This window comes from Citrobacter sp. SX206, assembly GCF_024181025.1.
Lineage (GTDB): Bacteria > Pseudomonadota > Gammaproteobacteria > Enterobacterales > Enterobacteriaceae > Citrobacter > Citrobacter youngae.
In genome coordinates this window covers 2,869,874-2,885,049 of record NZ_CP049738.1, presented here as the reverse complement: position 1 = coordinate 2,885,049, position 15,176 = coordinate 2,869,874, and the positions used below count along the sequence as shown (strand labels likewise).

Below are 15,176 nucleotides of genomic sequence, written 5' to 3'. Positions count from 1 at the left end.
AGGCATAAATATTGGGGGAGGTGCCTATGCTCAATCAAGAACTGGAACTCAGTTTAAACATGGCTTTCGCCAGAGCGCGCGAGCACCGACATGAGTTTATGACCGTCGAGCACTTGTTACTGGCGTTGCTCAGTAACCCATCGGCCCGCGAAGCGCTGGAAGCGTGTTCTGTGGATCTGGTGGCGCTCCGTCAGGAACTCGAAGCCTTCATTGAACAAACCACACCCGTATTGCCTGCCAGCGAAGAAGAGCGCGACACGCAGCCGACGTTGAGTTTTCAGCGTGTTTTGCAACGCGCTGTCTTTCATGTTCAGTCTTCCGGGCGCAATGAAGTGACCGGCGCGAATGTGCTGGTCGCTATTTTCAGCGAGCAGGAGTCACAGGCGGCCTATCTGCTGCGTAAGCATGAAGTCAGTCGCCTGGACGTGGTGAATTTCATTTCTCATGGCACGCGTAAAGACGAACCGAGTCAATCTTCTGACTCCGGGAATCAGCCAAATAACGAAGAGCAAGCTGGCGGGGAGGACCGTATGGAGAACTTCACGACTAACCTTAACCAGCTTGCCCGTGTGGGCGGAATTGATCCGCTCATTGGCCGGGACAAAGAGCTGGAGCGCGCCATTCAGGTCCTGTGCCGTCGCAGAAAAAACAACCCGCTGCTGGTGGGAGAGTCTGGTGTCGGTAAAACCGCCATTGCCGAAGGTCTCGCCTGGCGTATCGTCCAGGGCGACGTGCCGGAAGTGATGGCTGATTGCACCCTTTACTCTCTGGATATCGGTTCGCTGCTGGCTGGTACCAAGTACCGCGGCGATTTTGAAAAACGCTTTAAGGCGCTGCTGAAACAACTGGAACAGGATACCAACAGCATTCTGTTTATCGATGAGATCCACACCATTATCGGTGCGGGTGCGGCATCGGGCGGCCAGGTGGATGCGGCTAATCTGATCAAGCCGCTGCTCTCCAGCGGGAAAATCCGTGTGATAGGTTCAACCACTTATCAGGAGTTCAGCAATATCTTTGAGAAAGACCGTGCGTTAGCGCGTCGCTTCCAGAAAATCGATATCACTGAGCCGTCAGTGGAAGAGACCGTGCAGATCATCAACGGTCTGAAACCGAAGTACGAAGCGCACCATGATGTTCGCTACACTGCCAAAGCGGTACGTGCAGCGGTCGAACTGGCGGTGAAATACATTAACGATCGTCATCTGCCGGATAAAGCGATTGACGTGATTGATGAAGCGGGCGCACGTGCGCGTCTGATGCCGGTCAGCAAGCGCAAGAAAACCGTCAACGTGGCAGATATCGAGTCCGTCGTGGCCCGCATTGCGCGGATCCCGGAGAAGAGCGTTTCGCAGAGCGATCGTGATACGCTGAAAAATCTGGGCAACCGTCTGAAAATGCTGGTATTCGGGCAGGATAAAGCCATTGAAGCACTGACCGAAGCGATCAAAATGAGCCGTGCTGGTCTGGGACACGAGCATAAACCGGTCGGGTCGTTCCTGTTTGCCGGGCCGACTGGCGTTGGTAAGACCGAGGTCACGGTACAACTGTCCAAAGCGCTCGGCATTGAGCTGCTGCGTTTCGATATGTCCGAATATATGGAGCGCCACACCGTCAGCCGCCTGATTGGTGCGCCTCCGGGTTATGTCGGTTTTGACCAGGGTGGTTTACTGACCGATGCGGTGATTAAACATCCTCATGCGGTACTGTTGCTGGATGAAATCGAAAAAGCGCACCCGGACGTCTTCAACCTGCTGCTGCAGGTGATGGATAACGGTACGCTGACCGACAATAACGGGCGTAAAGCGGATTTCCGCAACGTGGTGCTGGTGATGACGACCAACGCCGGGGTACGTGAAACTGAGCGTAAATCGATTGGGCTTATTCATCAGGACAACAGTACTGATGCGATGGGCGAAATCAAAAAAGTGTTTACGCCGGAATTCCGTAACCGCCTCGACAACATTATCTGGTTCGATCATCTCTCTACTGAGGTGATTCATCAGGTGGTGGATAAATTTATTGTCGAGCTGCAGGTTCAACTGGATCAGAAAGGTGTCTCTCTGGAAGTGAGTCAGGAAGCACGTAACTGGCTGGCGGAAAAAGGCTACGACCGCGCAATGGGCGCACGTCCGATGACGCGAGTGGTTCAGGACAACCTGAAAAAACCATTGGCCAACGAATTGCTGTTTGGTTCGCTGGTGGATGGCGGTCAGGTTACCGTCGCACTGGACAAAGAAAAAAATGAGCTGACCTATGGTTTCCAGAGTGCGCAAAAGCACAAGCCAGAAGCTGCCCATTAATTTCTAATTACATGATAAACCGGGTGTAATGCCCGGTTTTTTTTCGCCTGAAAGTAGTGATTTGAATTGGGGGGACTCGGAGAGTATAAACGGCAGGCAAAAAATAAGCCTGCGTAAGGGAGATTACGCAGGCTAAGGAGGTGGTTCCTGGTACAGCTAGCATTTATGGGTTATGTTTTTCAGCGGGTGGGATAATACCCTTAATGAACGAAACGGTATGTGATCGATTTCTAAGAATCTTCCGAACGCTGAAAAATAACCGTAATTAACTACTTAGCATGCGGGTTGCGCGTGGACTCACCGGCAAAATTACGCATCAACAATGCATAATTCAGATCGATATCCTGCGGTACGGGCATCCATACGGTATAACCATCACCAGGCGCAACTGGCATAGCTTCGCCTTTCGCGTTTTCCATCTGCTCAAGGGTGAAATTGACGTTACCCTGAGGCGTCATCAGCTCCAGACTGTCACCGACGGTGAATTTGTTTTTCACCAGTACAGCGGCCAGATCGCCTTTGCGTTCGCCGGTGAATTCGCCGACAAACTGCTGACGTTCGGAAACAGAAAAACCGTATTCGTAGTTCTGATAGTCGTCATGCGTATGGCGGCGCAGGAATCCTTCGGTATAACCACGGTGCGCCAGGCCTTCCAGTGTTTCCAGCAGTTGCGGATCGAACGGTTTACCGGCTGCAGCATCGTCAATGGCTTTACGATAGACCTGTGCGGTACGGGCGCAGTAATAGTAAGACTTGGTACGGCCTTCGATTTTCAGCGAATGCACGCCCATCTGGGTCAGGCGTTCAACGTGGGCAATTGCGCGTAAATCTTTTGAGTTCATGATGTAAGTACCGTGTTCGTCTTCGAACGCGGTCATGTATTCACCCGGACGCTGGGCTTCTTCAATCATAAACACTTTGTCCGTAGGCGCGCCGATCCCAAGCGTCGGTTCCACGTTTTGTACCGGTATGGGTTCATATTTGTGTACGATATTACCCACTACATCTTCTTTCCCTTCCTGCACGTTGTATTCCCAGCGGCAGGCATTAGTACAGGTTCCCTGGTTTGGGTCACGCTTGTTGATGTAGCCAGAGAGCAGGCAACGGCCGGAGTAGGCCATGCACAGCGCGCCGTGAACGAAGATCTCAAGCTCCATATCCGGCACCTGGGTGCGGATCTCTTCAATTTCTTCCAGCGACAGTTCGCGAGACAGGATCACGCGGGTCAGCCCCATTTGTTTCCAGAATTTCACCGTTGCCCAGTTTACGGCGTTAGCCTGTACTGAAAGGTGAATGTCCATCTCCGGGAAGTTTTCGCGCACCAGCATGATAAGCCCTGGATCGGACATGATCAGCGCATCCGGCCCCATTTCCACAACGGGTTTCAGGTCACGAATGAAGGTTTTCAGCTTGGTGTTGTGCGGGGCAATGTTCACCACCACATAGAATTTTTTACCCAGTTCATGGGCTTCATTAATGCCGAGCTGCAGGTTTTCGTGGTTGAATTCGTTGTTGCGTACACGCAGAGAGTAACGCGGTTGGCCCGCATACACAGCATCTGCGCCATAGGCGAAAGCGTAACGCATATTTTTCAGCGTTCCCGCCGGGGAAAGGAGTTCCGGTTTAAACATAGTTTTCTCGTTCTGATGACAGGTCAGACTCGCTTCACTGAATGAAGCGGTTGGGGGAGTGCCCCCATATTAAGGGCGGGCATTGTATCGCTGCGTGACGGGTAGGTAAAGTTATTGTGCCGGGTGGGCGTTTCGCCTTACCCGGCCTTTTTGACTTCTGGCAGATTAAGCAATCCGGCAGGCATCGGCTTCCCAGCGATATCCTACGCCATAGACCGCGCGGATAAACGACTGCTCTGTATCCAGCGATTCCAGTTTACGGCGCAGGTTCTTGATATGGCTGTCGATAGTGCGGTCAGTAACCACGCGGTAATCGTCGTAGAGATGATTAAGCAACTGTTCGCGAGAGAATACTTTTCCCGGTTCATGCGACAGCGTTTTGAGTAAGCGGAATTCGGCGGGTGTTAAGTCGAGCATTTTCCCACGCCAGGACGCCTGAAAACGACCTTCATCGACAATCAGCGGGCTGTCTGCATCCATTTGTTGCAGTTCGCGCTGTGGCTTGCAACGGCGCAGGATCGTTTTCACTCGCGCGACGACTTCCCGCGGGCTGTACGGTTTACAAATGTAGTCATCGGCGCCGATCTCCAGCCCCAGCAGGCGGTCAATCTCTTCGATTTTGGCGGTCACCATCATGATGGGGACTTCCGAGAAACGACGAATCTCCCGACACAGAGTCAGACCGTCGGTACCTGGCAACATCAGATCTAACAAGATCAGATCGGGCGGCGTCTGGCGTACGTAAGGCAACACCAGATCACCGTGATTGATGAGCGTAGGGGCATAGCTTGCCGCACGCAGGTAGTCGATTAGCAGTTGCCCCAGCTTGGGTTCGTCTTCCACGATCAGAATACGCGGCGTGTTTTCATCAATGGGTAACTCAGTCATACATCTCTCTGTAAATCGCGTTCCAGCGGTAATTCTACTGTAATGCTAACCCCGCCAAAAGGCGAATGGGCGGCGCGGATCAGACCATTATGCGCCTGGACGATGTTGACGCAAATTGCCAGCCCCAGCCCGGACCCTCCGCTGGCCCGGTTACGGGACCCTTCGGTGCGGTAAAAACGTTCAAACAGTTTCTGTAGCTGTTCGTCGCTAACGCCGGGGGCGGAATCGGCGAAGGTTAATAACACCATCCGCTCGCGCTGTTCGGCGCTGATATGCAGACCGCCACCGCTGTCGGTGTAGCGCAGGCTGTTTTCCAGTAGGTTGTTAAACAGTTGCAGCAGGCGATCCCTGTCGCCAAAGACTGTCATGCTGTCCGGGAGTGAAAGTTGGATCGTCAGTCCACGGCTGGCAAAACGTTCACGAAACGCGCCGCTGGCCACTTCCAGCAGAGGGATCAGGTCCAGCGAGGTTTTCTGATAGGCCAGCGCACCTTCATCAGACATAGAAAGCTGATGGAGATCGTCTACCAGTTTGGTGAGCGTACCGACTTCGGCCTGCAGTGAGGCTACCGAATCCGGCGTGAACTGACGTACACCATCCTGGATGGCTTCGAGTTCGCCGCGCAAAACTGCCAGCGGCGTGCGCAGTTCATGAGAAATATCGGCCATAAAGTCACGGCGCATCTGCTGGTTTTTTTCCAGCGTACTGGCGAGCTGGTTAAAGTCCAGCGCCAGTTTACCCAGCTCATCCGTACTGGTCGGCGCAACGCGAGTGGTGAAATCACCAGCCGCAAGTTTGTGCGTGCCTTCCACCAGCCGTTTGACCGGGGCCAGCAGGCTACGCGCCAGCGTAAACGTTGCCAGCGCCGCCAGGATCGTGGAGAGCGCAACGATAAGCCAGCTGGAACGTCTTTGCTGCATGTCGAAATTGATATCGGTATTACGCGTTAAGCGCTCCACCGGAGAGGCAATCACAGCACCCACTTCGCTACCGTTGACGCGGATGGGATGGCGCATACCGTCGCGGGGGATCGGAGCCCGCGGGCCGACCAGTACGTGGGCATTTTGATCGACAACCCAAAACTGTGTACGCCAGCCGTGCGGCGGCATACCTGGACCCGGTTTATCATCGTCGTTGTCGTGTTCAAAAGAACGTAGGATCTGAAAAACAAACCGATCGTTATTGCGCAAAAATCGCCAGTTGCCATGTTGTTCATACTGTTCGCCGAGCGCATCACTCAACATTTGCAGCCGCTGTTCGTTACCGTGCTTAATATAGTCGATAAAACCGCGTTCGAAGCTTATGCGTACGGCCCAGTGCATGCTGATCAGCAACACAATGCAGGTGGCGAAAATCGCCAGAAACAGTTTGCCGGTGATACCGGGCCGCCAGAACTTCATCAGGTACTCCTTTTGCGCCGTGAAATCACCGCGTTGGTCTGCGTGTCGTCCGGCACGCGGGCAAAAATGATGGCGGGCAGTGCGATAAGGAACGCAATGCACAGCCAGGTATACATAAAGACGGTATGCGTAGACGCGCTGTCGATGGCGATATGTTGCTGCCCGAACATGCCTAACAACAGACCGGCGATGGTTACCCCGATACTCATCGACAGTTGCATGATCATCGACAGCAGGCTGTTGCCGCTGCTGGCGAGATCGTCAGGCAGATCTTTTAACGTCAGGGTATTCATGGATGAAAAGCGCGTTGAGTTGACCATACCCTGTAAGAACAGCACGAAGGGCAGGGCGTAATACCAGCCGAGCAGCGCGGTGGTCATCAACAGCAAACTGACCAGCGACAGGCCAAGCGTCGTCGCGACCAGTACGCGACGGTAGCCAAAGCGGTTAACGACCTGCACCACAATACGCTTCATGCCCATACTGCCCAGTACCATCGGGATCATCATCAGCCCGGCATGAAACGGTGAAAAACCGAGGCCAATCTGTAAAAACACCGGCGTCATAAACGGCAGCATACCGCTGCCGATGCGACCGGCAAAACTACCAAAAAGACCTAGTGAGAAGGTCGGTGTGCGAAACAAATTCAGACTGAACAGCGCGCGGGGATTTCGATGGGCGTGTTTCAGATACAGCGCAATAGCCAACACCCCGCAGGTAACCAGCGCCGCCAGCGTGAGACTGGAGAGGCCGGTTCCTTTGCTGCCATCGAGCGCCAGCGTCAGCACCGCCATACCGACCGCCAGCATCGCGAATCCGGAGAGATCGAAGCGTCGGGTTTGCATGGTGTAGTTGGGCATCAGCATTAACGTCGCTATTGCCCCGACAATGCCTACCGGAATGTTAATCAAAAAGATCCAGTGCCAGGAGGCGTACTCAACCAGAATACCGCCTAATGCCGGGCCCAGAAGTGGACCAATCTGACCGGGCAAGGTGACGAATGTCATTGCCGCCATGTATTGCTCGCGTGGGACGATTTTCATCACCGTCAACCTGCCGACCGGCACCATCATCGCGCCGCCTACACCTTGTAACACGCGAGCCATCACCAGTTCATTCAGCGTTCCGGACCAGGCGCAAAAAAGCGATCCCAGCGTAAACAGAATGATAGCGGTGAAGAATATATTGCGCACACCGATTTTATCAGCCAGCCAGCCGCTGGCGGGGAGCATTACGGCAACGGTAAGCACATACGACACAATGACCATGTGCATATGCAGTGGGCTTTCCCCGAGGCTTTTGGCCATCGAGGGAAGCGCGGTGTTGACGATGGTGGTATCCAGCGACTGCATAAAAAAGCCAAATGCCACAATCCAAAGTTGCCAGCGGGTGCTGTCGGGAAGTTCTGTCATAACTCTGCTACCGGTTTGCTGTTTTTACGCGAAAAACGCAGACGCAGACGGTCGAAAAAGAGATAGACCACGGGCGTGGTGTACAGCGTCAGGAGTTGGCTCACGACCAGGCCGCCAACAATGGTTATCCCCAGTGGCTGGCGCAGTTCGGAGCCATCCCCTGCGGATAACACCAGCGGCAGCGCACCAAACAGGGCCGCCAGCGTGGTCATCATTATTGGGCGAAAACGCAGCAGGCAGGCCTGGAAAATCGCTTCTTCCGGCTGCAAATTGCCATTTCTCTGCGCTTCCAGCGCAAAATCGACCATCATGATGGCGTTTTTCTTCACAATGCCAATTAATAGCATGATCCCTATCAGGGCGATTAGGCTGAACGGGGCATTGAACAGCTCCAGCGCCAGCAAAGCCCCAACGCCCGCTGAAGGTAGCGTGGAGAGAATGGTCAGCGGGTGAACATAGCTTTCATACAGCATGCCCAGCACGATGTAGACCGTGGCAATAGCGGCGATGATCAGGATCACCTGTGAGTTCATGGTGTCCTGAAATACCTGCGCCGTACCGGCAAAGCTGCCGCGAACCGTGGAGGGAACGCCGAGCTGGGTCATGGTTCGGTTGATGGCCTCTGTCGCCTCAGATAAAGAAGAACCCGTCGGCAGGTTAAACGACACGGTTGAGGCGGCAGATAATCCCTGATGGTTTACCGATAGCGGCGCATTCGCCGGTTGCCATTTGGCAAAGTACGATAACGGGATCGCCTTACCGTCATTGTTGATGACGAACATTTTGTCCAGCGCGCTAATGTCCTGGGTGTAACGCCTGTCGACCTCCATCACCACTTTGTACTGGTTCATCGGCTGATAGATGGTTGAAATTTCTCGCTGACCAAAGGCGTTATTCAGCAGGCTGTTGGCGGCTGCGACGTCGATCCCCAGACGAGACATGGTGTCGCGATCGTAGATAAGATTCATCTCCGCGCCATTGTCCTGCTGATCGGAGTTGACGTCAGCCAGTTGGGGCAGGGCGGCAAGCGCCTTACGGATTTTCGGTTCCCACTCGCGTAGTGCTGCGAGGTCATCTGATAACAGAGTGTATTGGTAGCTGGCATTAGCCTGACGACCACCGACGCGAATATCCTGCACCGCCATCAGAAACAGGTTTGCGCCGGGTTCTTTGGCAAGCGCGACACGCAGGCGGTCGATCACCTGTTGCGCCGTTTCGTGACGTTCGCCACGTGGCTTCAGGGTGATAAACATCATTCCGCTGTTGACGCGTGATCCGCCGGTAAACCCGGTAACGTTATTCACCGCAGGATCGTCGCGGATGATCTTCATAAAGTCCTGCAGTTTGCCGCGCATCGCCTGGAAAGAGATGCTCTGGTCGGCCTGGATCCCGCCCATGAGTACGCCGGTATCCTGCTCCGGGAAGAAGGTTTTGGGGATTGAAATATAGAGCCAGACGTTCAGGGCAATGGTTGCGAGTAGCACCACGCCCACCATGCGCGTGTGGCGTAGCACCCACTTCAGCGAGGTGGCGTAGCTTTGTTGTAATGCCACCAATACACGGCCAAATCCCCGCTTACGCGATTGTTCGCGTGGCGTGCTGGATTTGAGCATCCAGCCGCACATCATCGGCGTCAACGTCAGCGATACCAGCAGTGAAATGCCGATGGCAACCGACAGCGTGACGGCAAATTCGCGCAACAGGCGCCCAGGCAATCCCCCCATTAACAGCAGAGGCAGGAAAACCGCCACCAGCGACAGGCTCATGGAGAGCACCGTGAATCCCACTTCGCGCGTACCCTGTAATGCCGCCTGGAGTGGCTTCATTCCCGCTTCCAGGTGGCGGGCAATATTTTCCAGTACCACAATGGCATCATCGACGACAAATCCCGTCGCAATGGTTAACGCCATCAACGACAGGTTATTCAGGCTGAATCCGCACAGATACATGGCGGCAAAGGTACCAATCAGCGAGACCGGAACCGCTACTGCGGGGATTAAGGTCGCGCGCCCGGAGCGCAGGAAAACAAAGACCACCAGGATAACCAGCGCCACGGAGATAATCAGCGTCTGTTCGACTTCCTCTAGTGAAGCGCGAATGGTCGGTGAACGGTCCTGGGCGATTTGCAGGTCGATGGCGGCCGGGACCAGCGTTTGTAACTCAGGTAATTTGGCGCGAATGCTGTCTACCGTCTGAATAATATTGGCTTCCGGCAGCTTGCGGATCATCAACAGAATGGCCGGTTTGGCGTTGGTCATCCCGGCATTGCGTACGTCCTGCACCGAGTCGCTCACCGATGCAACGTCACCCAGCCGTACCGCTGCGCCGTTGTTGTAGTGAATGATAATCGGTTGGTACTCAGCTGCGGTTTTCAGTTCATCGTTAGTTTGTACCTGCCAGCGATGGGTATCATTCTCGATAGCGCCCTGCGGCTTACGCACGTTAGCGTTGTCGATCGCGCTACGCACGTCGTCCAGCGACACGCCCTGGTTAAACAGCGCCTGCGGGTTGAGTCCTACCCGCACGGCAGGCAGAGAACTGCCTCCAACGTCCACGTCGCCCACACCGTCGATTTGCGCGATGGTCTGCGCCAGTTGTGTTGATGCGAAATCGTACAGTTCACCCTGCGAGTAAGTGTCCGACGTCAGCGTCAGGATCATGATTGGCGCATCTGAAGGGTTAGCTTTGCGATACGTTGGTCGGCTCGGCATCCCGCTGGGCAGCAGGCTTTGCGCGGCGTTAATCGCGGCCTGAACGTCCCGCGCCGCGCCATTGATGTCACGGTCGAATTTGAATTCGAGAATAATACGCGTACTGCCAAGCGAACTACTCGAAGTCATTTCGTTTACGCCCGCGATGCGGCCCAGCGATCGCTCCAGCGGAGTTGCGACCGAAGACGCCATCGTTTCAGGGGAGGCACCGGGTAATGATGCGCTGACCATTATCACCGGAAAATCCACCTGCGGCAGCGGAGCGACCGGCAGCAGACGAAAGCCCAGAATACCGCACAGGGTGATAGCCACCGAAATGAGAATGGTCGCCACCGGCCGATGAATGAAAAGCGCGAAAAATTTCATTTACGCTTCCTCTTCCTGACGCGGGAAGCGGCTTTTCACATACAGCGACAGACGGTCAAACAGCAGATAAATTACCGGGGTGGTAAACAGGGTTAATACCTGACTCACCAGCAGTCCACCGACCATGCCAATGCCTAATGGACGGCGTAACTCTGCGCCCACGCCGGTACTTAACATCAGCGGCAACGCGCCGAGCAGTGCCGCCAGCGTAGTCATCAGAATTGGGCGGAAACGCAGCAGACAGGCCTGGAAAATAGCATCGCACGGTGCCATGCCTTGTTCGCGCTCAGCGGCAAGGGCAAAGTCGATCATCATGATGGCGTTTTTCTTGACGATACCGATGAGCAAAATAATGCCAATAATCGCGATGACGTCCAGTTCGCTGCCGGCAATCATTAACGCCAGCAGTGCCCCGACGCCCGCCGTCGGCAGCGTGGAGAGAATAGTAATTGGGTGAATAAAGCTCTCATACAGCACGCCGAGGACGATATACATCGCCACAACCGCCGCCACAATCAACCAGATGGTATTGCCCAGGGCAGCCTGGAAGGCCAGCGTACTGCCCTGGAACTGAGTGGTAATGTTAGCAGGCAGGTTAAGCGTTTTTTCAGCATCCAGAATCGCCTGTACCGCATCACCCAGCGAATGTTCGTCTGGCACGTTGAACGAGATGGTGGTGACCGGGAACTGATCGAGGTGGTTAATCGACAGCGGGGCAAAACGCTGTTCAATACTGGCGATCGCGCTGAGCGGTACTATGCCACCGTCGCTACTGGTCAGACGTATTGTATCCAGTGCCGCAAGCCCCAGCGTATTGTTGGTGTCATGTTCTAACACCACGCGATACTGGTTGGCCTGGGTGTAGATGGTTGAAATCAGCCGCTGACCGAAGGCGTTGTACAGGGCGTTGTCGACATCCGCCATGCTGATGCCCAAACGGCTGGCGCTGTCGCGATTGACGTTCACATACGCTACCAGCCCTTTGTCCTGCCAGTCGCTGCTGACATCGGACAGTTGCGGTAGCTGCTGTAGTTTTGCTAACAGCTGTGGAACCCAGGTGCTGAGGGCATCAAGGGATGTCGCTTGCAGCGTGAACTGATATTGCGTCCGGCTGACCTGAGTATCAATCGTCAGATCCTGAGTGGGCTGAAGATAAAGGTCAACTCCGGGAACCCTGTCAACCGCGTCCTGTAAGCGCGCAATCACTTTCTGCACCCGATCGTCACGTTCGTCCAGCGGTTTAAGGTTGATTTGCAAACGCGCGCTGTTCAATGCCGTATTAGTACCATCCACACCGACAAAAGCGGTCAGGCTCTCTACCGCCGGATCTTTAAGGATGACATCTGAAACCTGACGCTGGCGCTCGGCCATGCTGGCGAATGAGCTGGACTGCGGCACCTGTAGCGTACCCTGGATAATACTGTTGTCCTGGATTGGGAAGAAACCTTTGGGGATGAAAACCCATAGCATGACGCTCAATGCCAGCGTGCCGAGCGCTACGCTCAGCGTCAGCCACGGGTGGTTAAGTACTTTTGCCAGCCAATGACCGTACCCGGCTATGACGCGATCAAACATTCGCTCTGAGGCGCGGGAGAAGCGATTCTGCTTACGCAATGAGGCCTGATTCAGCATACGCGCGCACATCATCGGCGTAAGAGTGAGCGAGACAACGGCGGAAATCAGAATCGCCACCGCCAGCGTAACGGCGAATTCACGGAACAAGCGCCCGACGATATCGCCCATGAATAGCAGTGGGATCAATACCGCAATCAATGAAAACGTCAGGGAGATGATGGTAAAACCAATCTCGCCCGCGCCCTTCAGGGCAGCAGTCAGCGGTTTTTCGCCTTTTTCGATATAGCGTGAAATATTCTCGATAACCACGATAGCGTCATCCACAACAAAGCCTGTCGCGATGGTTAGCGCCATTAAGGTCAGATTGTTGATGGAGAAATCAAGAAATACCATCACCGCGAAGGTGCCGATTAACGACAACGGTACGGCGACTGCAGGAATAATCGTCGCCGGAACATTGCGCAGAAACAGGTAGATAATCATCACCACCAGCGCTATCGCCAGCATCAACTCGAACTGGGTGTCTGCAACAGAGGCACGAATATTGGTGGTACGATCGGAAAGTACGCTGACCTTAACCGATTTGGGCAGGCTTTCGGTGAGTTGTGGCAGCATCTGGCGGATACTGTCTGCCGTGGAGATAATGTTCGCCCCAGGCTGGCGCTGCACATTCATCACTATAGCTTGTTGCTTATTTGCCCATGCACCCAGCCAGCTGTTTTCTGCTCCTTGTTCGACGGTAGCGACATCGCCCAGACGAACCGGCGCACCGTTTTTATAGGCAATAATGAGCTGACGATATTCATCTGCGGACTGCATCTGGTCGTTAGCTGAAAGGGTAACGGCGCGCGTTGGGCCATCAAGACTCCCTTTTGCTGAATTGACGTTGGCACCGGTAATGGCCGTACGGATGGTTTCGCTGGTCAGACCCAGTGCGGCAATGGCCTGAGCGTTAAGTTTCACGCGGACCGCCGGACGTTGCCCACCGGAAAGTGTTACCAGACCCACGCCGGATACCTGAGAGATTTTCTGCGCGACGCGGGTTTCGACCATATCTTCCACCTGCGTCATCGGCATGGCGCTGGAAGTGACCGCCAGCGTCATGATCGGCGGATCTGCCGGGTTTACCTTGCTGTAGACCGGAGGGTTAGGTAGATCGCTGGGTAATAAATTGGTGGCGGCGTTAATCGCGGCCTGAACTTCCTGCTCGGCAACATCCAGCGGGAGCGTCAGTTGAAACTGCAACGTGACGACCGATGCGCCACCGGAGCTTTGTGATGACATCTGTTTTAAGCCAGACATCTGGCCAAACTGACGTTCAAGCGGCGCGGTTACCGCCGAGGTCATGACGTCCGGGCTGGCGCCGGGGTAGAGCGTAACGACCTGAATCGTGGGGTAATCCACTTCAGGTAAGGCGGCGATTGGCAGGAAGCGATAACCGATAATACCGGCAAGCAAAATCGCGACCATCAGCAGCGTAGTGGCTACGGGGCGCAGAATGAACAGGCGCGATGGCCCGCCTGTGTTGTCCGGAGGTAACACCTGCATCAGGAGTTGGCTCCTTTTTTGCCGTATCCGCGTGGCGCTGTTTTCTCATCGGAAACAGAGGCGTCGTGCGCCTCAACGACTTCGACTTTTGCGCCTTCCGTCAGACGGTCAATACCGTCAGTCACGACCCGATCGCCAGCGGACAACCCTGCGGCGATCACCACTTTTTGGCTGTCCTGAATACCCGGTTTAACCAGATGCTTGCTCACTTTGTTGTCGCTATTCAGTACCCAGACAAAGTGGCCTTCGTTGCCCATCTGCAGGGCTGCTGTTGGGATCACAACGGCATTTTGCTGCGTGTCGACCAGCATGCGGGCGTTGACGAACTGGTTAGGGAATAACGCATCATCCTGATTGTTAAAACGGGCTTTAACTTTGATGGTTCCTGTAGTGGCATCAATCTGATTGTCGAGACTGAGCAGGACGCCTTCACTCAGTTTTTGTGAATTGGTTCGGTCCCAGGCTTCGACCTTCAGCTGGCTCCCCGATTTTTGTGCCTGCAACACGGTAGCAATGTCGTTTTCAGGCAAAGTAAATATCAGGTCGATGGGATGAGTTTGCGTAATGACGACGATCCCGGTGGTATCGCCGCTGGAAATTTGGTTACCGACATCGACCAGCTTCAGGCCGACACGACCATCGACAGGTGCGGTTATCCGACTCCAGTCGAGCTGCAACTGAGCGCTGGCGACGCTGGCTTCATCCGCTTTGATTGTGCCTAACGTCTCATTGACCAGCGCCTGTTGCGCATCCAGTTCCTGACGAGAGACCAGATTGGTTTTAACCAACTGCTGATAGCGGGCGAGGTCGCGACGGGCATTGGCCAGCGTGGCTTTATCTTTTGCCAGTTGCCCCTGCGCCTGCGCCAGTGCGACTTTGAACTGACTGGGATCTATCTCTGCCAGCAGGTCGCCGGCTTTTACCTGTTGTCCTTCCTCAAAGTGTAAGGCAATGAGCTGACCGTCCACGCGACTGCGTACCGTGGCGGTATTGGCGGCAGTAATGGTACCCAGCCCTGTCAGGTAACGTGGAACGGCTTCCTCGGTGGCGGTGGCAGCCTGCACGGGAGCCAACGGTCCGGAGCGCATTCCACGGCGTGCCGACCCAGGCGTGTGCTGCGCTGGTTTGGTCGCGCCCGGTGCGGTTTCCTGGGAAGCGCTACGGCTTTGCCAGAACCAGATGGCGGCGACGGCGGCCACGACGATCACGATTGCTATCACCCAGCGGGATTTCTTACTGCCTTTCATTGTTATGAGTTTCTCATCCTGAAACGATTCGCGGAATGATACTAGTTTAGCCAGCGAACAAGGGAGAAAAATGGAGGAATTATGAAACACTGTCT

Annotated in this window: 8 protein-coding genes; 1 reads left to right on the top strand and 7 read right to left on the bottom strand. The window is 54.8% G+C overall.

The genetic code is table 11. The annotated features are described in order from the left end of the window. The first annotated feature begins 26 nt into the window (after positions 1–26). A complete protein-coding gene (gene clpA, locus G8S19_RS14190; RefSeq protein WP_048212056.1) occupies positions 27–2,303 on the top strand; it encodes an ATP-dependent Clp protease ATP-binding subunit ClpA in 2,277 nt (758 codons plus the stop codon). Positions 2,304–2,572: 269 nt separating this feature from the next. On the opposite strand, the gene yegQ is transcribed toward clpA, so the two are convergent. The 7 genes from yegQ to G8S19_RS14155 all read right to left on the bottom strand — a co-directional run bounded on the left by yegQ (position 2,573) and on the right by G8S19_RS14155 (position 15,081). Then, a complete protein-coding gene (gene yegQ, locus G8S19_RS14185) occupies positions 2,573–3,934 on the bottom strand; it encodes a tRNA 5-hydroxyuridine modification protein YegQ (protein WP_253685422.1) in 1,362 nt (453 codons plus the stop codon). A 165-nt stretch (positions 3,935–4,099) separates the two neighbouring features. Next, on the bottom strand, positions 4,100–4,822 hold the full coding sequence (gene baeR, locus G8S19_RS14180) for a two-component system response regulator BaeR (RefSeq protein ID WP_008785214.1): 723 nt from the start codon (positions 4,820–4,822) through the stop codon (positions 4,100–4,102). Continuing rightward, positions 4,819–6,222, bottom strand: a complete 1,404-nt coding sequence (gene baeS, locus G8S19_RS14175; RefSeq protein WP_124021605.1) for a two-component system sensor histidine kinase BaeS — start codon at positions 6,220–6,222, stop codon at positions 4,819–4,821. The genes baeR and baeS overlap by 4 nt, the downstream gene beginning before the upstream one ends. Further along, positions 6,222–7,634, bottom strand: a complete 1,413-nt coding sequence (locus tag G8S19_RS14170) for an MFS transporter (protein ID WP_124021606.1) — start codon at positions 7,632–7,634, stop codon at positions 6,222–6,224. Before G8S19_RS14170 ends, baeS begins: the two co-directional genes overlap by 1 nt. After that, the gene (gene mdtC, locus G8S19_RS14165; RefSeq protein WP_199969250.1) at positions 7,631–10,711 is read right to left on the bottom strand and encodes a multidrug efflux RND transporter permease subunit MdtC; all 3,081 of its coding nucleotides are present in this window, start codon (positions 10,709–10,711) and stop codon (positions 7,631–7,633) included. The genes G8S19_RS14170 and mdtC overlap by 4 nt, the downstream gene beginning before the upstream one ends. Further along, positions 10,712–13,834, bottom strand: a complete 3,123-nt coding sequence (locus G8S19_RS14160) for an MdtB/MuxB family multidrug efflux RND transporter permease subunit (protein ID WP_124021608.1) — start codon at positions 13,832–13,834, stop codon at positions 10,712–10,714. It lies immediately after the preceding gene. Continuing rightward, positions 13,834–15,081, bottom strand: a complete 1,248-nt coding sequence (locus G8S19_RS14155) for an MdtA/MuxA family multidrug efflux RND transporter periplasmic adaptor subunit (protein ID WP_124021609.1) — start codon at positions 15,079–15,081, stop codon at positions 13,834–13,836. Before G8S19_RS14155 ends, G8S19_RS14160 begins: the two co-directional genes overlap by 1 nt. Positions 15,082–15,176: the final 95 nt, after the last annotated feature.

Bases quoted from the DNA above. Each gene is read 5' to 3' on its own strand.
- clpA (WP_048212056.1), top strand. From the start codon at position 27: ATGCTCAATCAAGAACTGGAACTCAGTTTAAACATGGCTTTCGCCAGA.
- yegQ (WP_253685422.1), bottom strand. From the start codon at position 3,934: ATGTTTAAACCGGAACTCCTTTCCCCGGCGGGAACGCTGAAAAATATG.
- baeR (WP_008785214.1), bottom strand. From the start codon at position 4,822: ATGACTGAGTTACCCATTGATGAAAACACGCCGCGTATTCTGATCGTG.
- baeS (WP_124021605.1), bottom strand. From the start codon at position 6,222: ATGAAGTTCTGGCGGCCCGGTATCACCGGCAAACTGTTTCTGGCGATT.
- G8S19_RS14170 (WP_124021606.1), bottom strand. From the start codon at position 7,634: ATGACAGAACTTCCCGACAGCACCCGCTGGCAACTTTGGATTGTGGCA.
- mdtC (WP_199969250.1), bottom strand. From the start codon at position 10,711: ATGAAATTTTTCGCGCTTTTCATTCATCGGCCGGTGGCGACCATTCTC.
- G8S19_RS14160 (WP_124021608.1), bottom strand. From the start codon at position 13,834: ATGCAGGTGTTACCTCCGGACAACACAGGCGGGCCATCGCGCCTGTTC.
- G8S19_RS14155 (WP_124021609.1), bottom strand. From the start codon at position 15,081: ATGAAAGGCAGTAAGAAATCCCGCTGGGTGATAGCAATCGTGATCGTC.